The sequence below is a fragment of the Klebsiella sp. M041 genome, from assembly GCF_059759695.1.
This window is the reverse complement of the sequence record NZ_JCAXWU010000007.1, coordinates 97,919-122,922: the sequence shown is the minus strand read 5'-3', so window position 1 is coordinate 122,922 and position 25,004 is coordinate 97,919. Positions and strand designations below refer to the sequence as shown.

The window sequence follows — 25,004 nt, the reverse complement described above, 5'->3', positions numbered from 1 at the left end:
CGGCGAAGCGAACAGGCTTCACCCTGCATGATTAGGAGTAACAATGGCGATCGACGAAAACAAACAGAAAGCGTTGGCGGCTGCACTGGGCCAGATCGAAAAGCAATTCGGTAAAGGCTCCATCATGCGCCTGGGTGAAGACCGTTCTATGGACGTAGAAACCATCTCCACCGGCTCGCTTTCTCTGGATATCGCGCTGGGCGCCGGCGGTCTGCCAATGGGCCGTATCGTCGAGATCTACGGGCCGGAATCCTCCGGTAAAACCACCCTGACGCTGCAGGTTATCGCCGCAGCGCAGCGCGAAGGTAAAACCTGTGCGTTCATCGATGCGGAACACGCGCTGGATCCGGTCTATGCGCGCAAACTGGGCGTGGATATCGACAACCTGCTGTGTTCTCAGCCGGATACCGGCGAGCAGGCGTTGGAAATCTGTGACGCGCTGGCGCGCTCCGGCGCGGTTGACGTTATTGTCGTCGACTCCGTCGCGGCGCTGACGCCGAAAGCGGAAATCGAAGGCGAAATCGGCGACTCTCACATGGGCCTCGCGGCGCGTATGATGAGCCAGGCGATGCGTAAACTGGCGGGTAACCTGAAGCAGTCCAACACGCTGCTGATCTTTATCAACCAGATCCGTATGAAAATCGGCGTGATGTTCGGTAACCCGGAAACCACCACCGGCGGTAACGCGCTGAAGTTCTATGCCTCCGTGCGTCTGGATATCCGTCGCATCGGCGCGGTGAAAGAGGGCGATAACGTCGTCGGCAGCGAAACCCGCGTCAAAGTAGTGAAGAACAAGATTGCGGCGCCGTTCAAACAGGCTGAATTCCAGATCCTCTACGGCGAAGGCATCAACTTCTTCGGCGAGCTGGTTGACCTCGGCGTGAAAGAGAAGCTGATTGAGAAAGCGGGCGCCTGGTACAGCTACAACGGCGACAAAATTGGTCAGGGTAAAGCGAACGCTATCACCTGGCTGAAAGAGAACCCGGCGGCGGCGAAAGAGATTGAGAAGAAAGTGCGCGAACTGCTGCTCAACAACCAGGACTCTACGCCGGACTTCGCCGTTGACGGCAACGACGCAGAAGAAACGGAACAAGATTTCTGATATCGTCTAACAGAGTGATAAAGGGCTGCTTATGCGGCCCTTTTGCTTTTCTTAGATTATTGAGGTGCCTGTGACTGAACCTTCATCACGCCGATCCGGCTATGCTCGTCTGCTGGACCGCGCTATCCGTATCCTGGCGATGCGCGACCACAGCGAACAGGAGCTGCGGCGCAAACTGGCCGCTCCGGTGATGAGCAAAAACGGCCCCGAGGCGCTGGACGTCACCCCTGAAGAGCTGGAGCAGGTGGTGGCCTGGTGTATCGAAAACCGCTATCTCGACGATAATCGTTTTGTCGGCCAGTTCATCGCCAGCCGGAGCCGCAAAGGCTATGGCCCCGCGCGCATTCGTCAGGAGCTCAGCCAGAAAGGCATTGCGCGCCAGGCCGTTGAACAGGCGATGCGCGAATGCGATATCGACTGGGTGAGCCTTGCCAGGGCGCAGGCGCAGCGTAAATACGGTGAACCGTTACCATCCGCCTTTACTGAAAAAGTGAAAATCCAGCGATTCCTGCTGTACCGTGGCTACCTGATGGAAGATATCCAGGAAATCTGGCGAAATTTTGCAGATTGACCCATCCGGGATTTTACTTCGCCGTAAAGAAAACTTATCTTATTCCCACTTTATTCCGTCGGGCCGCTGGTTGTGACAGTGCAGGCAGCGTCCTGGGCGATTATTCCTTTACACAAAATCATTCAAGCTGCATCAGGGCGGCAAGAGAGACTATCTTCCGCAGCGCACGTCAGTTCGGTGCAGGAAGAGCAAGCGCAGCCAGGACAGAGGCGACTTGAAGGATGACGTGTAGCTTGATTTCAGGATAATTATGAGCAAGAGCACCGCTGAGATCCGTCAGGCGTTTCTCGACTTTTTCCATAGCAAGGGACATCAGGTAGTTGCCAGCAGCTCCCTGGTGCCGCACAACGATCCGACCCTGCTGTTTACCAACGCAGGGATGAACCAGTTCAAGGATGTCTTCCTTGGTCTCGACAAACGTAATTATTCGCGTGCGACCACCGCGCAGCGTTGCGTGCGTGCGGGTGGTAAACACAACGATCTGGAAAACGTCGGTTACACCGCGCGTCACCACACCTTCTTTGAAATGCTGGGCAACTTTAGCTTCGGCGACTACTTCAAGCAGGATGCCATCAAATACGCGTGGGAACTGCTGACCGGTGAGAACTGGTTCGCGCTGCCGAAAGAGAAGCTGTGGGTCACCGTTTACGAGACCGATGACGAAGCATTCGACATCTGGGCCAATGAAGTAGGCGTCCCGCGCGAGCGAATCATCCGCATCGGCGACAACAAAGGCGCGCCGTTTGCTTCAGACAACTTCTGGCAGATGGGCGACACCGGTCCGTGCGGCCCGTGCACCGAAATCTTCTTTGACCACGGCGATCACATCTGGGGCGGCCCTCCGGGAAGCCCGGAAGAAGACGGCGACCGCTACATTGAGATCTGGAACATCGTCTTCATGCAGTTCAACCGTCAGGCTGACGGCACCATGGAGCCGCTGCCGAAGCCGTCCGTCGACACCGGTATGGGCCTGGAGCGTATTGCCGCGGTGCTGCAGCACGTTAACTCCAACTATGACATCGACCTGTTCCGCGATCTGATCGCCAGCGTGGCGAAAGTCACCGGCGCCACCGATCTGACGAACAAGTCGCTGCGCGTTATCGCCGACCACATTCGCTCCTGCGCCTTCCTGATCGCTGACGGCGTTATCCCGTCGAATGAAAACCGCGGCTACGTGCTGCGTCGCATCATTCGCCGCGCGATCCGTCACGGCAACATGCTGGGCGCGAAGGACACTTTCTTCTGGAAACTGGTTGCCCCGCTGATTGCCGTGATGGGCTCCGCCGGCGAAGAGCTGAAGCAGCAGCAGGCTCAGGTTGAGCAGGTGCTGAAAACCGAAGAAGAGCAGTTCGCCCGTACTCTGGAGCGCGGACTGGCGCTGCTGGATGAAGAGCTGTCGAAGCTGAAAGGCGACACCCTGGATGGCGAAACCGCCTTCCGTCTGTACGACACCTACGGCTTCCCGGTCGACCTGACCGCGGACGTCTGCCGCGAGCGCAACATCAAGGTTGACGAAGCCGGCTTTGAGGCCGCCATGGAAGAGCAGCGCCGCCGCGCGCGCGAGTCCAGCGGTTTCGGCGCGGACTACAACGCGATGATCCGCGTTGACAGCGCCTCTGAATTTAAAGGTTACGATCGTCTGGAGCTGAACGGCAAAGTGACGGCGCTGTTTATCGACGGCAAAGCGGTGGATAGCGTCAGCGCGGGTCAGGAAGCCGTGGTGATCCTCGACCAGACCCCGTTCTATGCGGAGTCCGGCGGCCAGGTGGGCGATAAAGGCGAACTGAAAGGCGCGGGCTTCTCCTTCGCGGTCAGCGACACGCAGAAGTACGGCCAGGCCATTGGTCATATCGGTAAAGTCGCCAGCGGCTCCCTGAAAGTGGGCGACGCGGTGCAGGCCGATGTGGACGAGGCTCGCCGTCAGCGTATCCGTCTGAACCACTCCGCGACGCACCTGATGCACGCGGCGCTGCGCCAGGTGCTCGGCACCCATGTGGCGCAGAAAGGCTCGCTGGTCAACGATAAAGCGCTGCGCTTTGACTTCTCGCATTTCGAAGCGATGAAGCCGGAAGAGATTCGTGCAGTGGAAGATCTGGTCAACGCGCAGATCCGTCGTAACCTGGCTATCGAAACCAACATTATGGATATCGATGCCGCGCGCGCATCCGGCGCCATGGCGCTGTTCGGCGAGAAATACGATGACCGCGTCCGCGTGCTGCAGATGGGCGACTTCTCCACCGAACTGTGCGGCGGGACTCACGCGGCGCGTACTGGTGATATCGGCCTGTTCCGCATCACGTCTGAGTCCGGGACCGCCGCTGGCGTGCGCCGTATCGAAGCGGTGACTGGTGAGGGCGCGATAGCCATGCTGCACGCGCAGAGCGATCAGCTCAGCGATATCGCACAACTGCTGAAGGGCGACAGCCACAATCTTGGCGAGAAAGTTCGCGCCGCGCTGGAGCGTACCCGTCAGCTGGAAAAAGAGCTGCAGCAGCTGAAAGAGCAGGCTGCGGCGCAGGAGAGCGCAAACCTCTCCAGCAAAGCGGAAGAGATTAACGGCGTTAAGCTGCTGGTCAGCGAACTGGCCGGCGTGGAGCCGAAGATGCTGCGTACCATGGTTGACGACCTGAAGAACCAGCTGGGTTCGACGGTTGTGGTGTTGGCTACGGTCGCAGACGGTAAAGTTTCCCTGATTGCCGGTGTGTCTAAGGATGTGACAGATCGCGTGAAGGCTGGGGAGCTGGTTGGTATGGTCGCTCAGCAGGTGGGCGGTAAAGGGGGCGGTCGTCCGGATATGGCGCAGGCCGGTGGTACCGATGCGTCTGCTCTCCCTGCAGCGTTAGCCAGTGTGAAAGGCTGGGTCAGCGCAAAACTGTAATAACTATAAGCGCATATACCCTAAATAATTCGAGTTGCAGGAAGGCGGCGACGCAGCGAATCCCCGGGAGCTTACTCAAGAAAGTGACTGGGGGGAGCGAGGAAAGCCAACACACATGCAACCTGAAGTATGACGGGTATAGGTGCCGTAACCTCAGGGAAATGGCACCTTGCGCGAGAAACACCGATAACGATAAAGTCGGGTTGAAATTGTGTATATCGGCTAAACTTAGGTTTAACAGAATGTGATGCCATGACTGCTTATACCGTAAGGTATTTGTCATCGCTTACTTTTTGGCGTTATATGATGGATAATGCCGGGATACGAGAGACCCGACTCTTTTAATCTTTCAAGGAGCAAAGAATGCTGATTCTGACTCGTCGAGTTGGTGAGACCCTCATGATTGGAGATGAGGTCACTGTGACAGTTTTAGGGGTGAAGGGTAACCAGGTTCGTATTGGCGTAAACGCCCCTAAAGAAGTATCTGTTCACCGTGAAGAGATCTACCAGCGTATTCAGGCTGAAAAATCCCAGCAGTCCAGTTACTAAGGTTTCCGCGCCTCGCTGTTCAGTGAGGCGCATCACTTACCGCCGCTTTTTCTCTTTTTCTGTTTTTTCCCCTGCGCCATACCGCTTTTCATCACCCTTTGCTGCTTTGGTCGTTTAGCGTTATGCCTGCGTCAGGGCTGATTTCCTGTTGATAAATTGCCCTTTTTGCCGTTTTTGCACGCGAATTGCGTGCGAAGTGTGCAAACGAAAAAAGGTCTCGAAAAAGTGTTTGACTTATAAGTACCAGAAAGTAATATGTGCGCCATCGCAGCGACGAAGAGCAGAAACAAGTTCTTCGAAGCACTCGAAAGAGGCGTGTGTGGTGAGGTGGCCGAGAGGCTGAAGGCGCTCCCCTGCTAAGGGAGTATGCGGTCAAAAGCTGCATCCGGGGTTCGAATCCCCGCCTCACCGCCATTTTGCATCCGTAGCTCAGCTGGATAGAGTACTCGGCTACGAACCGAGCGGTCGGAGGTTCGAATCCTCCCGGATGCACCATCTTCTTTCTGAATGAAGAGAGAAGAGCGCTGTGAAAGCAGCGGCCCGCAGTGCGAGGCATAATCGAGTCACTCTACCGATTAGGCCGTCATACTCAGTGTGGCATGTGTTAGTTGTGACACTGACGCGTAGTAAAGCAAGTTTCCCGATGCATCCGTAGCTCAGCTGGATAGAGTACTCGGCTACGAACCGAGCGGTCGGAGGTTCGAATCCTCCCGGATGCACCATTCTTTAATAAGAATGGCAAATCGCGAAATTTGATATCAGAATTACAGCAGTAATCCCGATGCATCCGTAGCTCAGCTGGATAGAGTACTCGGCTACGAACCGAGCGGTCGGAGGTTCGAATCCTCCCGGATGCACCATATTCTCCTTAGTAACAGCAACATTGTTGTTATCTGGTTTGCGAAACCATCGTAAGTGCCAGGAGAGTAACCCCGCAGTAAAATAGCTTTCCCGATGCATCCGTAGCTCAGCTGGATAGAGTACTCGGCTACGAACCGAGCGGTCGGAGGTTCGAATCCTCCCGGATGCACCATATTCTCCTTAATAACAGCGACGATGTTGTTACATAGGCTGCGAAATTATCGCAGCACCCGTTCTGAATGCATCATCTTCACTCTTCTCTCACCATCCCGATAACCGCGTTTTCCATCCCAGTTTCATCCGACTTTTTTTATTGGCAAGCCGCGCTTTCCACTATAATTTATCCTTGTATATCAGCGTTATCAGGCTGAGATAAATGCAAGGAGAGAAATCCATGAAATGGTTCAAAGCAATACCTGCTTTTTGCGCGACGCTGCTGGTGGCGACGGTCCTCGCTGGCTGTGCCGGTTCGTCCACCAAAGAAAGTACCGGCGGTTACATTGACGATACCGTGGTGACCACTAAGGTGAAAACGGCGCTCTTTAACGATAAAGACATCAAGTCCTCTGAAATCAGCGTCCAGACCTTTAAAGGCCGCGTCCAGCTGAGCGGATTTGTCTCCTCCGCGGAAAGCGCTAAACGGGCGGTGGAAGTCACCCGTCGGGTGCAGGGTGTGCGAATGGTCGAAAACGATCTGCGTATTAAATAAGGCCGGCTATCCGGTCTGATGCCTGAAGGCGCCTGTGGGCGCCTTTGTCGTCTGCGCCGCTGGCCGCGACAACGACCGGCTTTTGCGTTACAGTAACCATTCATTAACCGGTTGGTGAGAAGACGATGTACGAAGGTTACGCAGGACTGATCTTTGATATGGATGGCACCATCCTCGATACCGAGCCGACCCACCGTCAGGCATGGAACGAGGTGCTGGGCCGCTACGGTATGCGTTTCGACGAACAGGCGATGGTCGCCCTCAATGGCTCACCGACCTGGCGGATTGCCCAGGCGATTATTGAACTCAACCAGGCGGATCTCGATCCACATCGCCTGGCGCAGGAAAAAACCCTGGCCGTTAAGGCGATGCTGCTGGATAGCGTACGCCCATTGCCGCTGATCGAGGTGGTCAAAACGTGGCACGGCCGTCGCCCGATGTCGGTCGGCACCGGTAGTGAAAGCGCCGTCGCCGAAGCGCTGCTGGCGCACCTGGGCCTGCGTCATTACTTCTCCGCGGTGGTGGCGGCCGATCATGTGGTCAACCATAAACCCGCGCCCGATACCTTCCTGCTGTGCGCCGAGCGCATGGGCGTCGCGCCGGAAAAATGCGTGGTCTTCGAAGATGCCGACTTTGGTCTGCAGGCGGCGAAGCGCGCGGGAATGGACGCTGTAGACGTGCGTTTGCTGTGAGCGACGCGCTGTCACTCCTCTCGCTGTTTGCCAGTAGCTTTTTAAGCGCCACGCTGCTTCCCGGCAATTCGGAGGTTGTGCTGGTTGCGATGCTTCTTACGGGGGTTAGTCATCCGTGGTGGTTAGTATTAATAGCAACAATCGGCAATAGCCTTGGAGGGGTAACTAACGTTATTCTGGGGCGCCTGTTTCCGCTGCGTAAAACCTCGCGCTGGCAGGAGCGGGCGGCCGGCTGGCTTAAGCGCTACGGCGCGGTGACGCTGTTGCTAAGCTGGGCGCCGGTTGTCGGCGATTTACTGTGTTTGCTGGCGGGATGGATGCGCATTTCCTGGGGACCGGTACTCTTTTTCTTATGCCTTGGAAAGGCGCTGCGCTATATCGTCATTGCGGCAGCGACGCTTCAGGGCATGACGTGGTGGCACTAATTGGACTGATAGTTCATCCATTACAATTATGCTTATTCAAACGATTTCGACAGGCGGGAGGTCAAATTGATCCCGGACGTATCACAGGCGCTGGCCTGGCTGGAAAAACATCCGCAGGCCCTGCAGGGTATTCAACGTGGTCTGGAGCGGGAGACGCTGCGCGTGAACGCAGACGGTACGCTGGCGACGACCGGTCACCCTCTGGCGTTAGGCTCAGCGCTGACGCATAAATGGATTACCACCGATTTTGCCGAAGCTTTACTCGAGTTTATTACGCCGGTGGACGGCGATATTGAGCATATGCTGACCTTTATGCGCGATGTCCATCGCTATACCGCGCGTCAGATCGGTGACGAGCGGATGTGGCCGCTGAGCATGCCCTGCTATATCGCCCCCGGTCAGGATATTGAGCTGGCGCAGTACGGCACCTCTAACGTGGGACGCCTGAAAACGCTGTATCGCGAGGGGCTGAAGAACCGCTACGGCGCGCTGATGCAGACTATCTCCGGCGTGCACTATAACTTCTCGCTGCCGATGACGTTCTGGCAGGCGAAGTGCGGTGTGGAAGACGCTGAAAGCGGGAAAGAGGCCATTTCAGCAGGCTATTTTCGCACGATTCGTAACTACTATCGCTTTGGCTGGGTGATCCCGTATCTGTTCGGCGCCTCGCCGGCGATTTGCTCTTCATTCCTGCAAGGAAAGCCGACGACGCTGCCCTTTGAGGAGACGGGCAACGGCATGTACTACCTGCCGTACGCCACCTCGCTGCGCCTCAGCGACCTCGGTTATACCAATAAGTCGCAAAGCAATCTCGGAATTACGTTTAACGATCTGCACGAGTATGTGGCAGGATTGAAGCGCGCGATTAAAACGCCGTCGGAAGAGTACGCCAAAATCGGGCTGGAAAAAGACGGTAAGTATCTGCAGATCAACAGCAATATCCTGCAGATTGAAAACGAACTCTATGCGCCGATCCGCCCGAAACGCGTCACCCGTCGGGGCGAAACCCCGTCCGATGCGCTGCTGCGCGGCGGCATTGAGTACATTGAAGTCCGTTCGCTGGATATCAACCCGTTCTCGCCGATCGGCGTTGACGCCCAGCAGGTGCGTTTCCTCGATCTGTTTATGGTTTGGTGCGCGCTGGCCGACGCGCCGGAGATGAGCAGCGATGAGCTGCTGTGCACTCGCACCAACTGGAATCGGGTGATTCTGGAAGGCCGTAAGCCGGGCTTAACGTTGGGCATCGGCTGCGAAAGCGCGCAGTTCCCGCTGGCGCAGGTAGGTAAAGATCTGTTCCGCGATTTACGCCGCGTGGCGCAGACGCTGGACAGCATTCACGGCGGCGAGGCCTATCAACAGGTCTGCGATGAGCTGCTGGCCTGTTTTGACGATCCGGAATTAACCTTCTCAGCCCGCATTCTGCGTTCTATGATTGAAGAAGGGATTGGCGGAACCGGCCGTGCGCTGGCCGATCGTTACCGCACCCAGCTGCGTGAAGAGCCGCTGGAGATCCTGAGCGAAGAAGATTTCATCGCCGAGCGCGACGCGTCGGTGGCGCGACAGAAGAAAGTAGAAGCGGAAGACAGCGAGCCGTTTGAGGCGCTGTTGGCGCGGCACGCGTAGCGCTGGAAAAGAAAAAGGCCACATCACTGTGGCCAAACTTTCATCTCTGATTCAGGGATGATGATGATAATAAATGCGCGTCTTTCATATACTGAGACTCGCGGCTGAACAAAGAGTTCATTTTATTTTAAAAAAATTCACTCCCGGAGGTGACGAATGCCGTTGTTAGATAGTTTCACAGTCGACCATACCCGAATGGAAGCCCCAGCGGTGCGTGTCGCGAAGAAAATGAACACGCCGCATGGCGATGAAATCACCGTATTCGATCTGCGCTTCTGCGTGCCGAACCAGGAAGTGATGCCGGAGCGCGGTATCCACACCCTGGAGCACCTGTTCGCCGGCTTTATGCGCGATCACCTGAACGGGAATGGCGTGGAAATTATCGACATTTCGCCGATGGGCTGCCGCACCGGGTTCTATATGAGCCTGATTGGTACGCCGGACGAGCAGCGCGTCGCCGACGCCTGGAAAGCGGCGATGGCCGACGTGCTGAAGGTGCAAGATCAGAACCAGATCCCGGAGCTGAACGTCTACCAGTGCGGGACCTATACCATGCACTCGCTGGAAGAGGCGCAGGAGATCGCTCGTCATATCATTGAGCGCGATGTGCGCATCAACAGCAACGACGAACTGGCGTTGCCGAAAGAAAAACTGCAGGAACTGCACATCTAGTGCTTCCGCCGCGGCCCGACGCCTGTCGCCGGGCCGCTCTCCCGACGCCGCCATGACGACCACCACCACCTTCTCCTTTCAGCACCGCCCGCTGGTGCCCTTTGCCCATGATTATGCTCACGGTGACCAGGAAGACTGGCATCAGCATGACTGCGCCCAGCTGCTGCATATTTTAAGCGGCGTGGTGCGGGTGGCGACGCCGGCAGGCTACTGGGTGGTGCCGCCCGGGCGCGGCGTCTGGCTGCCGGCGGGAACGCCCCACGCGCTGCGCATGACCGGCAACGTCGCGGCGCGCACGTTGTTTATCGATCCGCTGGCGCGCGCCGATCTTCCGGCGGGCTGCCAGATCGTACAGATCACGCCGCTGCTGCGGGAACTGATCGTCTCTTCCCTGGCGCTGGCCGAGCGCTATGCCCCCGCCAGCCGCGACGAACGGATTTATGAGCTGATCCTCGATGAGATCCGCGGGATGGCGATCCTGCCGTTTGGCCTGCCGGAGCCGCAAAGCGAAACGCTGCGCCGGCTGTGTCAGCAGGTGCGCGAGGCGCCGGGCGACGTCTGGAGCAGCAGCCAGGCGGCGAAGGCGTGCAGCATGAGCGAGCGAACCCTGAACCGCCATTTTCAGCAGCAGACTAGCCTGACGTGGCGCGAGTGGGTGCGCCGGGCGAAGCTAATGGAAGCGCTGATTCGCCTGGCGCAGGGCCACTCCGTCCTGCGGGTGGCGCTGGAGCTGGGCTACGGCAGCCACAGCGCCTTCAGCGCCATGTTTCGTCGGGTGATGGGCGTCGCCCCCAGCGACTATTTTCGTCCGCCGGCCTGATCGGCGGCGCTGAGCGCATTGCACAGCGCCTGCAGCGAGGCGCGCGCCACGTCATTATCGATACCCACGCCCCAGTAGCTTTCTCCTTGCGGAAAAACGCAGCGGATATAGGCCACCGACCGGCTGTCGCTGCGCGCGCCGAGGGTATGCTCATGATAGTCCTTGATCATAAACGGCTGCCGAAACAGCGCGCTGAGGCCGCTGGCGGCGGCGGAGAGCAGGCCGTTGCCCTGGCCCTGCAGGCGTCGGGTTTCGCCGTGGTGACGCAGCGTCGCCTGCAGGGACAGCTGGCCATCCTGCTGGCTGGCGCTCTGATAATCGACCAGCGTCAGCGCAGGCTGCGCCTGCAGCCCGTAGCGCGTGCGGAACAGCTGCCACAGCGCATGGTGGGTCATCTCTTTGCCGTCGCTATCGGTGGCCTGCTGAACGTGCTGGCTGAAGTCCTGCTGCAGCCCGCGGGGCAGCTTCAGACCATGATTTTGTTCGATAAGCCAGGCGCTGCCGCTTTTCCCCGACTGGCTGTTGACGCGGATCACCGCCTCATAGCTGCAGCCAATATCCTGCGGGTCAATGGGCAGGTAGGGCATTCGCCATGGGTCGCCAGGCTGACGGGCATCAAACCCTTTTTTGATCGCATCCTGATGGGAACCGGAGAAGGCAGTGTAGGCCAGACTTCCCGCCCACGGGTGGCGCGGGTGCACGGGGATCTGATTGCAGTTTTCCACCACTTCCACCACCCGGTTCATCTGCTCGAAGCGAAGCTCAGGGTCGACGCCCTGGCTGTAGAGGTTCATCGCCAGCGTCACCAGGCAGACGTTGCCGGTGCGTTCGCCGTTGCCGAACAGGCAGCCTTCCACCCGGTCGGCGCCGGCCATCACCGCCAGCTCGGCGCTGGCGACGCCGGTACCGCGGTCATTGTGAGGATGCACGCTGATGCAGACCTCGCCGCGGCGGGAGAAGTGGCGGCAAAAGTACTCGATCTGATCGGCATAGACGTTGGGGGTGTTGACCTCCACCGTCGCCGGCAGATTGACGATCATCGGTCGCTCGGCGCAGGGCTGCCAGACGTCCGCCACCGCTTCGCAAATCTCAAGCGCAAACGCCGGCTCGGTGAAGCAGAAGGTTTCAGGCGAATATTCATATTGCCAGCGGGTCTCCGGCTGTTGTTCGCACTGCTGGCGGATAAGCCGGGTGGCGCGGGTCGCGAGGGCGATCACCTCGGCCTTGTCCATGCCGAAAACCAGTTCGCGGAACAGCGGCGCGGTGGCGTTGTAGAGGTGGACGGTGGCCCGGCGGGCGCCGCGCAGCGCTTCAAAGGTGCGCAGGATCAGCGGGTCCCGCGCCTGGGTCAGCACCTGGATGGTGACCTCCTCCGGGATGCGCTGTTCGTCAATCAGCTGGCGGACAAAGTTGAAATCGGTTTGCGAGGCGGAAGGGAAGGCGACCTCAATCTCTTTAAAGCCGCACTCCAGCAGCAGATCCCAGAACTGCAGTTTGCGGGCGCTGTCCATGGGCTCCGCCAGCGCCTGGTTGCCGTCGCGCAGGTCGGTCGACAGCCAGCGCGGGGCGTGGCTGATTTGCCGGTCCGGCCAGCGGCGGTCGGGCAGGGTAATCGGCGGATAGGGACGGTACTTTTCAGCAGGATGGCTCAGCATAGTGTTCTCCTTAATAGTCAGCCTCTATCCTGCCCGAGCGCCGGCTGGCGGGCTTTCGCAAACGAGACAGAAACTAGCGAGAACTGGACAACCTGACGCCGTAAAAAAGGGACCCGCAGGTCCCTTGATGTGAGGCTTAGTGCGCGCCGCCGCCGCCGCCGCCGGCGCTGAACGGGGGTCTGGCGAACCACACCAGTCCCAACAGCAGGATGAAAATGGCCGCTGAGATCCAGAAGATTTCGTTGGCGGAGATAATCAGCCCCTGGTTGGTTATCTGCTGCGCTATCCAGCCGGACGCCTGCTGCTGCGTCATTCCCATCCCCTGCAGCTGATCGTACATCTGCTGCGCGTTGGGGTTGAACGGCGTCACCGATTCGGTGAGCTGCGCATGGTGCAGCGCCTCGCGGTTGGTCCACAGGGTGGTGGTGATCGAGGTCCCGATGGAGCCGGCAAGGGTACGGGTGAAGTTCGACAAGCTCGACGCCGCCGCCAGCCGTTCCGGCGGCAGGCCGGAGAGGGTGATGGTGGTCAACGGCATGAAGAAGCAGGCTACCGCGAAGCCCTGGATAAACTGCGGCCACGCCGAGGCGCCAAAGTCCATCCCCGGTTCGAAGGTCCAGGCGCGCCAGTAGAAGCAGACGGCGTACATGATAAAGCTGAAGGTGACCAGCCGTCGCATATCGAGCTTATGCGCAAAGCGGCCGATAATCGGCGACAGAATGACCGGGATCACCCCCACCGGCGCTGACGCCAGGCCGGCCCAGGTCGCGGTGTAGCCGTAGACCTCCTGCAACAGCTGCGGCAGCAGCACGATGGCCCCGAAGTAGAGCATGTAGGCCAGGCTGATACAGAGGCAGCCGATGGTGAAGTTGCGCGACTTAAACAGCGACAGATCGACAATCGGGTTATCGTCGGTCAGCTCCCAGACGATCAGGAAGCTTATCGCCACCACCGCCACGATGGTCAGAATGATAATTTCATTGGAGGAGAACCAGTCCAGCTCTTTACCCCGGTCCAGCATCACCTGCAGGCTACCGATACCGATGATCAGCAGCGCCAGGCCGACGCCGTCGATACGCCGCTGTTCGGTTTTGGTTTCCCGGTTGCGCAGGGTCTGCAGGGTCATCAGCACCACCGCCACGCCAATGGGCACGTTGATAAAGAAGATCCATCCCCAGTGGTAGTTATCGCTGATATAGCCGCCGAGGATCGGGCCGCAGATGGGGGCGACGATCACCGTCATCGACCACAGCGCCAGGGCGATAGAGCGTTTCGCCGGCGGATAGTTGCTGAGCAACAGACTTTGCGACAACGGGATCAGCGGCCCGGCAACAATCCCCTGAATGACGCGGAAGAAGATCAGCATCGTCAGGCTGTTGGAGACGCCGCAGGCCCAGGAGGCGATGGCGAAAGCGGTGGTGGACCACAGGAACAGCTTCACCTCGCCCACGCGCTTGGCCAGCCACCCGGTGATCGGAATGGAGATGGCGTTAGCGACCCCGAACGAGGTGATGACCCAGGTCCCCTGGCTCAGCGATGAGCCAAGGTTACCGGCGATGGTCGGGATCGCCACGTTGGCGATAGTGGAATCCAGCACCTGCATGAACGTCGCGAGCGACAGCGCAATGGTCATGATGACCAGCTGCGCGCCTTCCAGCGGTTTTTGCTGTTGCATTACACTCACCCCGAATTATCCGGCGTTGGCCTGAATGATCTCGTCTATCAGTTTATTGACCGGATCGAGAGCGATTTCACGGGCATTGCTCTCGTAGACCGGGGAGCTCCGCACCTGGCTTGCCAGCATTTCGCCATCGCGATCGGTGGTGTTAACTTCCACCAGCGTCGAGAGGCCGATGCGCAGCGGGTGTTCCGCCAGCTGTTTTTCATCCAGCTCGATGCGGACCGGCAAGCGTTGTACCACTTTGATCCAGTTGCCGGTGGCGTTCTGCGCCGGCAACAGGGAGAAGGCGCTCCCGGTACCCATATCCAGACCAACCACCTTGCCGGTGTATTTCACGTCATCGCCATAGATGTCGCTGATTACGGTGGCCGGCTGGCCGATGCGCATATGCGCCAGCTGGGTCTCTTTAAAGTTAGCGTCGATCCACAGGTTGGTCGCCGGAACCACCGCCATCAGCGGCGTGGTGGTGCCGATCTGCGCCCCAGGCTGTACCGAGCGGCGGGAAACGTAGCCGCTAATCGGGCTGACGATCTGCGTACGCTGCAGGGCCAGCCAGGCGTTACGCACTTCGGTCGCCGCCTGCAGCACCGCCGGCTGCTGTTCCAGTTTGGTACCCAGCACGATCGCCTGGTTAGCGTTGTACTGCTGGATCGCCACGTCAAGCTCGGCCTGCGCGCTGGCGACGGTGTCGCGGGCGTGCTGCAGCTCTTCGCGGCCGATGAGGTTCGCAGCGCCCAGCGGGATGCGGCGGTTCAGGTCAGCCTGCGCCTGGGCGAGGGCGGTCTTTTTGACGTCAATATTCGCCTGCAGCTGCTTGCTGTTGATCATCTGCTGACGGGTTTGACGCACGCTGGCGGCCAGCTGCGTTTTGGCTTTCTCAAACGCCTGTTGGGCATCGGTCTGATCGAGAGTGACCAGCGGATCGCCTTTCTGCACATAGTCCGTGTTGTCTGCCCAGACTTTGGTCACGCTGCCCGAGACCTGGGCCATAATTTGTACCTGGTTCCCTGCCACGTAGGCATCGTCGGTCTCTTCGTAGTGACGCAGTACCAGAAACCAGTAAATCCCATATGCCACGGCAATAATAATGAAGAGCAATGTCAGCAACAGAAGGGCGCCTTTACGCTTCCCTTTTTTGCTGCCTGGTTGCTGCGGGGTTTGGCTCTCCGCATTTGCGCTCATGTTATTCTCCACGATCTTATTATTTCACATCGGCTGAGCCGACCTGTTTATCAGAAAGGCCAGCAGAGTTCTGCTGGCCTGGCTGTTTTCCTTGCAACGTAAAAATGGGCTGAGCGACGCCGCCCTTAGCGTAGAGAGTCCGCCAGCACGCCTTCTTCTTCCATCTGGTCAAGGCGGCTCAGGAGTTTGCGGGTAATGTGTTCGAGCTGATCTTTTTCGCTGGTGCTGAGTGAAGACCACAGCTGGTGCAGGCAGTTATGCTGCGGCGGCAGGACTTCACGCAAAAACTGATGGCCCTTTTCGGTCAGCTGCAGATGCAGACAGCGACGATCGTTATCGCTCTCGCGGCGTTCAATCCAGCCGCGTTTTTCCAGTTCATCAGCGATACGGGTGGCGTTGGTACGCGACGAGCCCAGCGCACAGCTCAGCTCGGACGGCTGAATGCTGTGGTTTTCCTGCGACTCCAGCGTAATCAGCGCCATAAATAATGTCTCGTTAATTCCCTGCGCTTTAAGCATTTTATTGCGATTTTCCAGCAGCTTACCTTGCATATGCATGCAAAGACGAGTTAACAGAATCTCCTGGAACGGGAAATCTTCATGGCGGCTGGCGCGGAACTTGAGCATTTGCTCAATGGGAGTAAACGAACTATCCATTTGGGTATGACCTCATTAATTACAGCCGATATAATAACTATTGTGACAAATAAATCAAATGAATTATTGACCAAAATTGATACGCAAAGCTTAGAGCCCGCTGGCGATTTTCCAGGCCAGACCGTAGGCCAACGCCGACAGCAGGGTCGGGATAATAATGCTGCGGGTTTTCCAGAAGGCGCCCCCCAGCACCAGGAAGCCGATCAGCGTCGGCGCCAGGCGATGGGCATCGGCGAGGATCTCCGGCACGCTGGAGACCACCAGCAGCGCGCAAATCGAGGCGATGCCGATGGTATCCAGCAGCACGCTGACCGGGCCACGACGGGCAGGCCGGGCATGACCCGCGCGCAGACGCAGGGGAAGATAACGAAACAGATAGTTCACGCCGCCGACAATCACTCCGAGCAGAAGGACCTCACTGTTCATCCGGCATCCCCTTCAGCATGGCCTGGACCAGCGCCGTCAGACACCCGCAGACAATCCCGGCGAGGATCGCCGCCGGAATGGAAAATAACAGAATGCCGCCCAGCGCGCCCGCCAGCGCCGCCGTGACGCACAGCGATTGCTGGCGCTGGAAAGAGGCCAGCAGGAAGCTCATAAACAGCGCCGGCAGCATAAAGCCGAGCGCGGCTTCCACCGCCGGATAATCCGCCAGCAGGCCGTTGCCGGACCAGGCGCCGGCCAGCGTGCCGCACACCCACGATGCCCACGAGGTAAACGCGAGACCGAGCATCCAGTTTTCGCTCCAGCGTCGGTTGTCGCGTACCAGCCTGGCGGTGGCGGCGGCGAAAACCTCATCGGTCAGGCCGAAGGCCCAGAGGGCGGTCTTCTTTTTGTCCAGCGCGGTATGAATGCGGCTGCGCAGTGAGGGGCCATACAGCACGTGGCGGACGTCCATCGCCATCACCGTCAGGGCGGCGACCCACAGCGAACTGCCGGCGGCCAGCATGGCGGTGATCACAAACTGGCTGGCGCCGGCGTAAATAATGCAGGAGAAAAACAGGCTTTCCAGCGGGGTGAAACCCAGCCGGGTGGCGTTCAGTCCGAAGGCGAATGCCACCGGAAGGTAGCTGATGACGATGGGGAGACTGTCTTTAATGCCTTCGCCGACGGTAGCGACACGTTCAGATAAGGCACAGGTTAAGGGCGCGGGGTTTTCCATATGAATAACTTATCGCTGGATCCATGTGAAGGTGGCAAATTGACCGATGTCCCCACCTTAACAGAGCGCGACGCGCCTTAACACTATGAAAATGCCCGCAATCCGCTTTTCCATGACCCTGACGGGATGAAAGGCGGGGAAGGGGCCCGGATAAGGCGCCGGGCCTTATCCGGGGGCGGGTTACTGCTGCGCGGCGAGTGCGGCTTTCACCCAGCTGTCGAACAGCGGCTGGTGGGCTTTGATCCAACCATCAACATGACCGTTAATGTCGGCTTCGGAAGCATGGCCTTCGTGCATCATCGCATTCTCGGCGTTGATGTCGGCGATCGGCAGCTTCATGACGCTAAACAGAGTGGCGGCGGCCGGATTTTTCTCCGCCCAGGCTTTGTTGGCGACAATGTGCATGGTGTTGACCGGGAAGCCATAGTTGGCGCCGTTGGCCAGTTTGGTATCGATGTTTTTCTGCTCGCCCGGCAGGGAGGAGAACGGCACCTGCAGCCAGACGACGTCTTTGCCAGGCTTCAGCACGTCGCTAACCCAGTACGGCGTCCAGGTGTAGTAGAGCACCGGTTTACCCTCTTTATAGCGGGCGATGGTGTCGGCCATCATCGCCGCGTAGTTGCCCTGGTTATGGGTGACGGTTTTGCTCAGGCCATAGGCGTCAATCTGGTGGTTAATCACCGCTTCGCAGCCCCAGCCCGGGGTGCAGCCGGTGAGGTCCGCTTTACCGTCGTTGTTAGTATCAAACAGTTTGGCGATCTGCGGATCTTTGAGCTGATCGATAGAGGTGATGTGGTACTGCTCGGCGGTTTTTTTATCGATCAGATAGCCCTGGGCGGCGCCTGAGACGTACACCCCCTTGCGGTAAAATTTGTTATCACCGCCCGCCGCGGCGTACATGTCATCGTGCAGCGGCTGCCAGTTGGTGGCGATAAAGGTCGTATCCCCGGCGGCAATCGAGGTATAGGCGACGTTATAGTCCACTTCGCTCGGTTTTTCGACGGTGTAGCCAAGCTTCTCCAGCGCGCGGCTGACCAGCAGGGTCTGGAAGCTCTCTTCGGAGATAGTGCTCTGCGCCGGCTTGACGGTAATTCCTTTGCCCGGCAGGTCGGCGGCGAAGGCGCTGGTGGCGATCAGGGTGGCAAAGGCGGCGGTGGCCATCATCGTGCTATGTCGCATGGTGGTTCCTCTTATTGTTTAACGGGAAGGCGGCACCCCGGCATCGGCTGGTGCCGGGGTGCGGCGCTGTTATCGACTTATCGACAGAAAGGGCGAGTAAGAAGCCCCAGCGGGCCGGTGGTGTACCAGCGGCGGTTGCCGCGACTGCGGGCGTCGCGGCCGACGGCCTGGGTGAGGCGGTCAAGAATAATCGCCAGGATCACGATCCCCACGCCGCCGACGGTGGCCAGGCCCATATCCAGGCGGCCAATGCCGCGCAGCACCATCTGGCCAAGACCGCCGACGGCGATCATCGAGGCGATCACCACCATCGACAGGGCCAGCATTAGCGTCTGGTTAACCCCGGCCATAATGGTGGGCATCGCCAGCGGCAGCTGAACTTTAAACAGCAGCTGGCGCGGGCTGGCGCCAAACGAGCGCGACGCTTCGATCAGATCCGCAGGCACCTGGTTTATCCCGAGGATGGTCAGACGGACGATCGGCGGCAGGGCGAAGATAATCGTCACCACCACGCCGGGCACGTTGCCGATGCCGAACAGCATCACGATCGGCACCAGGTAGACGAAGGCCGGCGTGGTCTGCATGGCATCCAGCAGCGGGCGGATAATTTTCGCCGCTCGCGGACTGCGCGCCAGCCAGATCCCCAGCGGCAGGCCGATGATCATACAGAACAGCAGGGCGGTGAGGACCAGCGCCAGGGTGACCATCGCCTGCGACCACGCGCCGATGGCGCCGATGGCAATCAGCGAGACCAGGGTGGCGACCCCCATGCCGAGGCTGGAGATCTGCCAGGCGATCAGCGCGAAGACGATAATCGCCACCGGCGCCGGCATCCCCAACAGCAGCTGCTGGAAGGCGCTGAGGATGTAGTCGATCGGCACGCGGATCCCCTGGAACAGCGGGCGGAAGTGCAGCACGATCCAGTCGATGGCGTGGGCCACCCAGCTGTCGAGCGGGATCAGGGTCTTATGGAACGGATCCATGATATTGAACTGTTCCGGCTGCGGCGCCGGGGCGCTGTGCAGCCAGTCGGCGCCGCCGCCATTAGTCGGCGCGGCAGTTGAGGCGCCACCCCAGGCGTCTGCAGCCTGAGCGGCGCTGTCGGTTGCCGGGGCGCTGTCCCACGGATTGGTTTGATCAGCCATGATTCACCCCCTCGCGATCTAAAGCCTGGAGCAACATTCGTTTGGAAATGATGCCAATATATTGTTGTTCTTCATCCACCACCGGGACGGCGCACGGGGCGTGGCCGACGTGGGAGAGCAGATCGCTGAGCGGCGTTTGCGCCTCCACCGCCAGCGGGGCGTCAATCAGCGCCGCCTCGATCCCCTGGCCGGCGCTGAGCGCGGTTTTCAGAGAATCGATCGAGACAATCCCGACAAAGCGATTACCGCGCTCAATGACATAACCATATTCCCGGTCTTCATCCTGTAATAATTTCAGCGCAGAGCGGGGGCCAAAACCTGGCGTTTTACGAATCAGGCCGACCGGGCTACGACGGGCAATATCTTTCGCGCTGAAGACCTGGCTAATATCGACGCCGCGGAAGAAGGTGCGGACATAATCATTGGCCGGATTATTCAATATTTCATCCGGAGTGCCGACCTGAACCACTTCGCCATTTTGCATAATGGCGATACGATCGCCAATTCGCATGGCTTCATCAAGGTCATGGGAAATAAAGACAATGGTACGCTGATGCTTAGCCTGTAATTTGATCAGCTCATCCTGCATTTCGGTGCGAATGAGCGGATCGAGCGCGGAGAAGGCTTCATCCATTAACAGAATATCGGGATTAATCGCCAGGGCGCGGGCTAAACCGACGCGCTGACGCATCCCGCCGGAGAGTTCATCCGGCCAGGCGTGGGCATAATTCTCCAGCCCCACCTGACGCAGCGCTTCCCGCGCTTTTTGCTCTCGCTCAGCGGCCGGGACGCCGGCAAGCGCCATGCCAAACGCCGTATTGTCGAGCACGCTCATGTGCGGCATTAGCGCAAAGGACTGAAAAACCATCGCAATTTTTTTACGACGCACCTCGCGCAGCTCGGCGTCCGACATTTTGGCGATATCGACCCCGTCAATCAGCACCTGGCCGCGGGTGGGTTCAATCAGGCGATTGAGAAGGCGAACCATGGTGGATTTCCCCGAGCCGGAGAGCCCCATGATGACGAATATCTCGCCTTCTTCAATGGCCAGACTGGCGTCTTTGACGCCAAGCGACAGCCCCGTTTTTTCCAGTATTTGCGCTTTGTTGAGTCCTTTCTCAATATATTTGAAAGCACGATGAGGGTGCTCGCCAAATATCTTATAAAGATTTTTGATTTCTAATTTAATTGCCATGCAATAGAGAAGTTCCTGTTATTTGTTTATTGCGATATGGTACCCAATGGTGATAATGATCTTTTTACACCCTAACATACTCAGATTCTGTGACAACCCTCAATGGCGAACTCTCGGCAAAATGGAGTGAGGGACATGGCGGCACAGCCCCCGTGATATAAGGGCTGAGCGGTAATTTGTTGTGGGTAATATTTTTTGATTATCTTTGGATAATTCGACTGAAATGGACCGGTTTTCTGCTAAATATGACGAAGTGATGACGGTTAGACCATGGAGAGAATATTTGGTGGATTAATCGCGATTCTGTGAAATTGATCACCAGGAATATGCGGGCGATATTCCTGATGAAAGTACGGTTAAAAGTCCCAGTCGTCGTCGGCGGTCTCTTCCATTTTTCCTATCACGTAGGAGGAGCCGGAGCCGGAGAAAAAGTCGTGGTTTTCATCGGCGTTGGGTGACAGCGCCGCGAGGATTGCCGGGTTAACCGCCGCCATCTCCGCCGGGAACAGCGCCTCGTAGCCGAGGTTCATCAGCGCTTTGTTGGCGTTGTAGCACAGGAAGGCGCTGACGTCGTCGAACCAGCCGCTCTCGCCGTACAGTTCCCGGCTGTAGACCAGCTCGTTGTCGTACAGATCCATCAGCAGATCGAGGGCGAAGTTTTTCAATTCTTCGCGCTTACCGGGGCTGACGATCTCCAGTCCTTTCTGATACTTGTAGCCGATGTAATAGCCATGCACCGCTTCATCGCGAATGATCAGGCGGATCAGATCCGCGGTGTTGGTCAGTTTTCCCCGACTGGAGAAGTGCATCGGCAGCCAGAAGCCGGAATAGAAGAGAAAGGATTCGAGGAACACGCTGGCGATTTTTTTCTTCAGCGGCTCGTCGGCCTGATAGTAGCCCAGCATCAGCTGCGCTTTGCGCTGCAGGGGTTCGCAGCTTTCGCTCCATGCGAAGGCGGCATCCACCTCTTTGCTGTGGCACAGCGTGGAAAAGATGGAGCTGTAAGAGCGGGCATGAACCGCTTCCATAAAGCTGATGTTCGACAGCACCGCCTCCTCATGCGGGGTCAGAGCGTCCGCCATCAGCGCCGGCGCGCCGATGGTGTTCTGAATGGTGTCGAGCAGGGTCAGCCCGGTAAAAACGCGAATGGTCAACTGCTGCTCCGCCGCGCTGAGGGTTTGCCAGGCGGGAATGTCGTTCGACAGCGGCACTTTCTCCGGCAGCCAGAAGTTGCTGGTGAGACGATTCCACACCTCCAGATCTTTATCGTCATCGATGCGGTTCCAGTTGATCGCGCTGACGCGCGTTAAATGGGTCATCCTGTTCTCCTTACAGCGCGCAGGACACGCAGCCTTCAATTTCAGTGCCTTCCAGCGCCAGCTGGCGCAGTCGGATGTAGTACAGCGTCTTAATGCCTTTCTTCCAGGCGTAGATTTGCGCCTTGTTGATATCGCGGGTGGTGGCGGTATCCGGGAAGAACAGGGTCAGCGACAGCCCCTGATCGACGTGGCGCGTCGCCTCGGCGTAGGTGTCGATGATCTTCCGGGGGCCTATCTCGTACGCATCCTGATAGAGGGCCAGATTGTCGTTATTCATAAACGGCGCGGGGTAGTACACCCGTCCGGTTTTCCCCTCTTTGCGGATCTCAATCTTCGAGACGATCGGGTGAATGCTGGAGGTGGCATGGTTGATGTACGAGATCGAGCCGGTGGGCGGCACCGCCTGCAGATAGCGGTTGTAAATGCCATAGCGCATGACGTCGTCGCGCAGCTGGCGCCAGCTTTCCCGGTCGGGCAGGGAGATGCCGGCGCGGGCGAACAGCGCGCGGACCCGTTCGGTTTTCGGCTGCCACGACTCCTGCAGATATTTGTCGAAGTATTCCCCGCTGGCGTAGCGCGACTGCCCGAAGCCGGCGAAGCGCTGGCCGCGCTCGCGGGCCAACAGCATCGAGGTATGCAGCGCGTGCCAGGTCACGGTGTAGAAGTAGATATTGGTGAAGTCCAGCCCCTCCGGGCTGCCGTAGGCAATGCCTTCCCGCGCCAGATAGCCGTGAAGATTCATCTGCCCCAAGCCGATGGCGTGGGAGGCGGCGTTGCCGGCCGCCACGGAGGGGACCGACTGAATGTGGCTCATGTCGGACACGGCGGTCAGGGCGCGCACCGCGGTGGCGATAGTGAGGCCGAAATCCGGCGAGTCCATGGTGTGGGCGATGTTCAGCGAGCCGAGGTTGCAGGAGATATCTTCCCCGATATGGGCATAGCTAAGGTCTTCATTATAGGCGGACGGCGTACTGACCTGCAGGATCTCGGAACACAGATTGCTCATGGTGACCCGCCCGGCCACCGGACTGGCGCGGTTCACCGTGTCTTCAAACATGATGTACGGGTAGCCGGATTCAAACTGGATCTCCGCCAGGCTCTGGAACAGGTCGCGGGCGCGGATCCAGCGTTTGCGAACCCGATCGTCGGCTACCAGCTGTGGATAGAGGTCGCCGATGGCGCAATCGGCGAAGGGTTTGCCGTACAGCCGTTCGACATCATACGGCGAGAAGAGCGCCATCTGCGCGTCTTCTTTCGCCAGCTGGAAGGTGATGTCAGGGATCACCACCCCCAGCGACAGGGTTTTGATGCGGATTTTCTCATCGGCATTTTCACGCCGGGTATCAAGGAAGCGCAAAATATCGGGATGGTGAGCGTGCAGCCAGACCGCCCCCGCCCCCTGGCGGGCGCCGAGCTGGTTGGCATAGGAGAAGGCGTCCTCCAGCATCTTCATCACCGGCACCACGCCGGAGGACTGATTTTCGATGCGCTTGATCGGCGCCCCGGCCTCGCGCAGATTGGAGAGTAAAAAGGCCACGCCGCCGCCGCGCTTCGACAACTGCAGCGCCGAGTTCACCGCCCGGCCGATGGACTCCATATTATCTTCAATGCGCAGCAGGAAGCAGGAGATCAGCTCCCCGCGCTGCTGTTTGCCGGCGTTAAGGAAGGTGGGCGTGGCCGGCTGGAAGCGGCCGCTGAGTATCTCCTCCGTCAGCTGCCGCGCCTGCTGTTCATCGCCCCGGGCCAGCGTCAGGGCCACCATTACGCTGCGTTCCGCGAAATCCTCGAGGTAGTGCTTGCCGTCAAAGCTCTTCAGCGCGTAGCTGGTATAGAACTTCCAGGCGCCGAGGAAGGTCTGGAAGCGAAACGCGGCGCGCCGGGCATGGGCGAACAGCGCCAGCACAAACCCGCGATCATAGCCGGCCAGCAGCTGGGGATCGTAATAGCCCTCGCGGACGAGCCAGCTGAGTTTATCCTCCTGGCTGGCAAAGGCTAGGGTGTTGGGCTGAACCTGGGTCGCCATAAAAGCCTCAACCGCCTGGCGATCTTTCTCAAACGGGATGCGGCCCTCGCTGTCGTACAAATTCAGCATCGCATTGAGGGCGTGAAAATCCACGGCGGCGGTTATACGTTCTGCGGTTGTCGTTGCCAAAATTCGCTGACTCCTTTACGCACGTTATCGATATCGTCGGGGGTTCCCATCAGCTCGAAGCGGTAGAGATAGGGCACGGCGCATTTCTGCGCGATGACATCCCCGGCGCGCCCCCAGGCGTCGCCAAAGTTGCGATTGCCGGCGGCAATCACCCCGCGGATCAGCCGACGGTTATGTACGTCGTTTAAAAAGCGGATCGCCTGACGCGGCACGGCGCCGGCGGTACCGCCGCCGCCATAGCTGGGAACGATGAGAATATAGGGCTCGTCTACCTGCAGAGGTTCACGCTCGTTCAGCGGGATGCGCACCGCCGGCAGCCCCAGGCGCTGCACAAAGCGATGGGTGTTCTCCGAACGGCTGGAGAAGTAGACGATGAGGCTCATGCGCTGGCCGCCGCGACGGAAGGGCGCAGGCGATTGATCATATCCGGGCGGAAGCCGCTCCAGCGCAGGTCGCCGGCGATCACCACCGGCAGCTGGCGAAACCCCTGCTCGCGCAGGGTGTCGGCGGCATCCGGCTGCTGGTCGACGTTGACCATTTCAAAGGCCAGTCCCCGGCTCTCCATGGCTCGTCGGGTGGCATGGCACTGCACGCAGTCATTTCGAGTGTAAATAGTAATGCGCATGATTCGTATTTCCATTTAAGATAACAGCACGGCGCTAAACGTAGCGTCGAACGTTGTGGGCCATTCGATAAGGAAATACTAGATGTAGTTATTTAAAACTTCAACCACTCAATATATAGCGTTTTTAGCAAACAATTCCCCCGCCGGGGTG

Annotated in this window: 23 protein-coding genes and 5 tRNA genes; 15 read left to right on the top strand and 13 right to left on the bottom strand. The window is 58.7% G+C overall.

What is annotated here, in order from left to right:
• Window positions 1–43: 43 nt before the first annotated feature.
• The 15 genes from recA (at window position 44) to AC6CWS_RS11000 (ending at window position 10,902) form a co-directional block, all read left to right on the top strand.
• Window positions 44–1,102, top strand: coding sequence for a recombinase RecA (gene recA / locus AC6CWS_RS11070; protein ID WP_004205686.1), 1,059 nt, complete (start codon window positions 44–46; stop codon window positions 1,100–1,102).
• Window positions 1,103–1,172: 70 nt separating this feature from the next.
• A complete protein-coding gene (gene recX, locus AC6CWS_RS11065) occupies window positions 1,173–1,673 on the top strand; it encodes a recombination regulator RecX (protein WP_023290764.1) in 501 nt (166 codons plus the stop codon).
• A 250-nt stretch (window positions 1,674–1,923) separates the two neighbouring features.
• Window positions 1,924–4,551 (top strand): alanine--tRNA ligase, encoded by a 2,628-nt coding sequence (gene alaS, locus AC6CWS_RS11060; RefSeq protein WP_065883428.1) that lies wholly within the window; start codon window positions 1,924–1,926, stop codon window positions 4,549–4,551.
• A gap of 363 nt (window positions 4,552–4,914) precedes the next feature.
• Entirely contained in the window at window positions 4,915–5,100 is a 186-nt protein-coding gene (csrA, locus tag AC6CWS_RS11055) for a carbon storage regulator CsrA (protein ID WP_000906486.1), read from the top strand.
• 321 nt (window positions 5,101–5,421) lie between these two features.
• Window positions 5,422–5,514, top strand: a tRNA-Ser gene (locus AC6CWS_RS11050).
• Window positions 5,515–5,518: 4 nt separating this feature from the next.
• Window positions 5,519–5,595 (top strand) — tRNA-Arg (locus tag AC6CWS_RS11045).
• 150 nt (window positions 5,596–5,745) lie between these two features.
• Window positions 5,746–5,822: transfer RNA gene (locus tag AC6CWS_RS11040), tRNA-Arg, on the top strand.
• A gap of 61 nt (window positions 5,823–5,883) precedes the next feature.
• Window positions 5,884–5,960 (top strand) — tRNA-Arg (locus tag AC6CWS_RS11035).
• A 96-nt stretch (window positions 5,961–6,056) separates the two neighbouring features.
• Window positions 6,057–6,133: transfer RNA gene (locus tag AC6CWS_RS11030), tRNA-Arg, on the top strand.
• Window positions 6,134–6,355: 222 nt separating this feature from the next.
• Complete coding sequence (locus AC6CWS_RS11025) at window positions 6,356–6,670, top strand: BON domain-containing protein (protein WP_023290762.1); 315 nt, start codon at window positions 6,356–6,358, stop codon at window positions 6,668–6,670.
• 125 nt (window positions 6,671–6,795) lie between these two features.
• Entirely contained in the window at window positions 6,796–7,362 is a 567-nt protein-coding gene (gene yqaB / locus AC6CWS_RS11020; RefSeq protein WP_065883426.1) for a fructose-1-phosphate/6-phosphogluconate phosphatase, read from the top strand.
• Window positions 7,359–7,787 (top strand): YqaA family protein, encoded by a 429-nt coding sequence (locus tag AC6CWS_RS11015; RefSeq protein ID WP_023290761.1) that lies wholly within the window; start codon window positions 7,359–7,361, stop codon window positions 7,785–7,787. Before yqaB ends, AC6CWS_RS11015 begins: the two co-directional genes overlap by 4 nt.
• A 66-nt stretch (window positions 7,788–7,853) precedes the next feature.
• Window positions 7,854–9,410 carry a glutamate--cysteine ligase gene (gene gshA, locus AC6CWS_RS11010; RefSeq protein ID WP_065883424.1) on the top strand — a complete coding sequence of 519 codons (1,557 nt, stop codon included), beginning with the start codon at window positions 7,854–7,856 and terminating at the stop codon, window positions 9,408–9,410.
• 156 nt (window positions 9,411–9,566) lie between these two features.
• Complete coding sequence (gene luxS / locus AC6CWS_RS11005; RefSeq protein WP_023290759.1) at window positions 9,567–10,082, top strand: S-ribosylhomocysteine lyase; 516 nt, start codon at window positions 9,567–9,569, stop codon at window positions 10,080–10,082.
• 52 nt (window positions 10,083–10,134) lie between these two features.
• Window positions 10,135–10,902, top strand: a complete 768-nt coding sequence (locus tag AC6CWS_RS11000; protein ID WP_032456498.1) for an AraC family transcriptional regulator — start codon at window positions 10,135–10,137, stop codon at window positions 10,900–10,902.
• On the opposite strand, the gene leuA is transcribed toward AC6CWS_RS11000, so the two are convergent.
• The 13 genes from leuA to nrdH form a co-directional block, all read right to left on the bottom strand.
• Window positions 10,881–12,557: a 2-isopropylmalate synthase gene (gene leuA, locus AC6CWS_RS10995; RefSeq protein WP_065883423.1), complete on the bottom strand. Its 1,677-nt coding sequence runs from the start codon at window positions 12,555–12,557 to the stop codon at window positions 10,881–10,883. The genes AC6CWS_RS11000 and leuA overlap by 22 nt on opposite strands.
• 136 nt (window positions 12,558–12,693) lie before the next feature.
• On the bottom strand, window positions 12,694–14,232 hold the full coding sequence (emrB, locus tag AC6CWS_RS10990) for a multidrug efflux MFS transporter permease subunit EmrB (protein ID WP_065883421.1): 1,539 nt from the start codon (window positions 14,230–14,232) through the stop codon (window positions 12,694–12,696).
• Window positions 14,233–14,247: 15 nt separating this feature from the next.
• Window positions 14,248–15,420 carry a multidrug efflux MFS transporter periplasmic adaptor subunit EmrA gene (gene emrA, locus AC6CWS_RS10985; RefSeq protein ID WP_004205697.1) on the bottom strand — a complete coding sequence of 391 codons (1,173 nt, stop codon included), beginning with the start codon at window positions 15,418–15,420 and terminating at the stop codon, window positions 14,248–14,250.
• 125 nt (window positions 15,421–15,545) lie between these two features.
• Window positions 15,546–16,076 carry a transcriptional repressor MprA gene (gene mprA / locus AC6CWS_RS10980; RefSeq protein ID WP_002914337.1) on the bottom strand — a complete coding sequence of 177 codons (531 nt, stop codon included), beginning with the start codon at window positions 16,074–16,076 and terminating at the stop codon, window positions 15,546–15,548.
• Window positions 16,077–16,166: 90 nt separating this feature from the next.
• Window positions 16,167–16,502 carry an L-valine transporter subunit YgaH gene (gene ygaH, locus AC6CWS_RS10975; RefSeq protein WP_004205699.1) on the bottom strand — a complete coding sequence of 112 codons (336 nt, stop codon included), beginning with the start codon at window positions 16,500–16,502 and terminating at the stop codon, window positions 16,167–16,169.
• Window positions 16,492–17,238 carry an AzlC family ABC transporter permease gene (locus AC6CWS_RS10970; RefSeq protein WP_065883418.1) on the bottom strand — a complete coding sequence of 249 codons (747 nt, stop codon included), beginning with the start codon at window positions 17,236–17,238 and terminating at the stop codon, window positions 16,492–16,494. The genes ygaH and AC6CWS_RS10970 overlap by 11 nt, the downstream gene beginning before the upstream one ends.
• Window positions 17,239–17,418: 180 nt before the next feature.
• A complete protein-coding gene (proX, locus tag AC6CWS_RS10965) occupies window positions 17,419–18,417 on the bottom strand; it encodes a glycine betaine/L-proline ABC transporter substrate-binding protein ProX (protein ID WP_023290755.1) in 999 nt (332 codons plus the stop codon).
• Window positions 18,418–18,494: 77 nt separating this feature from the next.
• The gene (proW, locus tag AC6CWS_RS10960) at window positions 18,495–19,562 is read right to left on the bottom strand and encodes a glycine betaine/L-proline ABC transporter permease ProW (RefSeq protein ID WP_065883416.1); all 1,068 of its coding nucleotides are present in this window, start codon (window positions 19,560–19,562) and stop codon (window positions 18,495–18,497) included.
• Window positions 19,555–20,757 carry a glycine betaine/L-proline ABC transporter ATP-binding protein ProV gene (proV, locus tag AC6CWS_RS10955; RefSeq protein WP_002914328.1) on the bottom strand — a complete coding sequence of 401 codons (1,203 nt, stop codon included), beginning with the start codon at window positions 20,755–20,757 and terminating at the stop codon, window positions 19,555–19,557. The genes proW and proV overlap by 8 nt, the downstream gene beginning before the upstream one ends.
• A gap of 356 nt (window positions 20,758–21,113) precedes the next feature.
• Window positions 21,114–22,076 (bottom strand): class 1b ribonucleoside-diphosphate reductase subunit beta, encoded by a 963-nt coding sequence (gene nrdF / locus AC6CWS_RS10950; RefSeq protein ID WP_065883414.1) that lies wholly within the window; start codon window positions 22,074–22,076, stop codon window positions 21,114–21,116.
• 10 nt (window positions 22,077–22,086) lie between these two features.
• Window positions 22,087–24,228 carry a class 1b ribonucleoside-diphosphate reductase subunit alpha gene (gene nrdE / locus AC6CWS_RS10945; protein ID WP_065883411.1) on the bottom strand — a complete coding sequence of 714 codons (2,142 nt, stop codon included), beginning with the start codon at window positions 24,226–24,228 and terminating at the stop codon, window positions 22,087–22,089.
• The gene (gene nrdI, locus AC6CWS_RS10940) at window positions 24,201–24,611 is read right to left on the bottom strand and encodes a class Ib ribonucleoside-diphosphate reductase assembly flavoprotein NrdI (protein ID WP_023290751.1); all 411 of its coding nucleotides are present in this window, start codon (window positions 24,609–24,611) and stop codon (window positions 24,201–24,203) included. The genes nrdE and nrdI overlap by 28 nt, the downstream gene beginning before the upstream one ends.
• Complete coding sequence (nrdH, locus tag AC6CWS_RS10935; protein ID WP_048298086.1) at window positions 24,608–24,853, bottom strand: glutaredoxin-like protein NrdH; 246 nt, start codon at window positions 24,851–24,853, stop codon at window positions 24,608–24,610. Before nrdH ends, nrdI begins: the two co-directional genes overlap by 4 nt.
• Window positions 24,854–25,004: the final 151 nt, after the last annotated feature.

Bases quoted from the DNA above. Each gene is read 5' to 3' on its own strand.
- recA (WP_004205686.1), top strand. From the start codon at position 44: ATGGCGATCGACGAAAACAAACAGAAAGCGTTGGCGGCTGCACTGGGC.
- alaS (WP_065883428.1), top strand. From the start codon at position 1,924: ATGAGCAAGAGCACCGCTGAGATCCGTCAGGCGTTTCTCGACTTTTTC.
- csrA (WP_000906486.1), top strand. From the start codon at position 4,915: ATGCTGATTCTGACTCGTCGAGTTGGTGAGACCCTCATGATTGGAGAT.
- AC6CWS_RS11025 (WP_023290762.1), top strand. From the start codon at position 6,356: ATGAAATGGTTCAAAGCAATACCTGCTTTTTGCGCGACGCTGCTGGTG.
- yqaB (WP_065883426.1), top strand. From the start codon at position 6,796: ATGTACGAAGGTTACGCAGGACTGATCTTTGATATGGATGGCACCATC.
- luxS (WP_023290759.1), top strand. From the start codon at position 9,567: ATGCCGTTGTTAGATAGTTTCACAGTCGACCATACCCGAATGGAAGCC.
- AC6CWS_RS11000 (WP_032456498.1), top strand. From the start codon at position 10,135: ATGACGACCACCACCACCTTCTCCTTTCAGCACCGCCCGCTGGTGCCC.
- leuA (WP_065883423.1), bottom strand. From the start codon at position 12,557: ATGCTGAGCCATCCTGCTGAAAAGTACCGTCCCTATCCGCCGATTACC.
- emrB (WP_065883421.1), bottom strand. From the start codon at position 14,232: ATGCAACAGCAAAAACCGCTGGAAGGCGCGCAGCTGGTCATCATGACC.
- emrA (WP_004205697.1), bottom strand. From the start codon at position 15,420: ATGAGCGCAAATGCGGAGAGCCAAACCCCGCAGCAACCAGGCAGCAAA.
- mprA (WP_002914337.1), bottom strand. From the start codon at position 16,076: ATGGATAGTTCGTTTACTCCCATTGAGCAAATGCTCAAGTTCCGCGCC.
- ygaH (WP_004205699.1), bottom strand. From the start codon at position 16,502: ATGAACAGTGAGGTCCTTCTGCTCGGAGTGATTGTCGGCGGCGTGAAC.
- AC6CWS_RS10970 (WP_065883418.1), bottom strand. From the start codon at position 17,238: ATGGAAAACCCCGCGCCCTTAACCTGTGCCTTATCTGAACGTGTCGCT.
- proX (WP_023290755.1), bottom strand. From the start codon at position 18,417: ATGCGACATAGCACGATGATGGCCACCGCCGCCTTTGCCACCCTGATC.
- proW (WP_065883416.1), bottom strand. From the start codon at position 19,562: ATGGCTGATCAAACCAATCCGTGGGACAGCGCCCCGGCAACCGACAGC.
- proV (WP_002914328.1), bottom strand. From the start codon at position 20,757: ATGGCAATTAAATTAGAAATCAAAAATCTTTATAAGATATTTGGCGAG.
- nrdF (WP_065883414.1), bottom strand. From the start codon at position 22,076: ATGACCCATTTAACGCGCGTCAGCGCGATCAACTGGAACCGCATCGAT.
- nrdI (WP_023290751.1), bottom strand. From the start codon at position 24,611: ATGAGCCTCATCGTCTACTTCTCCAGCCGTTCGGAGAACACCCATCGC.
- nrdH (WP_048298086.1), bottom strand. From the start codon at position 24,853: ATGCGCATTACTATTTACACTCGAAATGACTGCGTGCAGTGCCATGCC.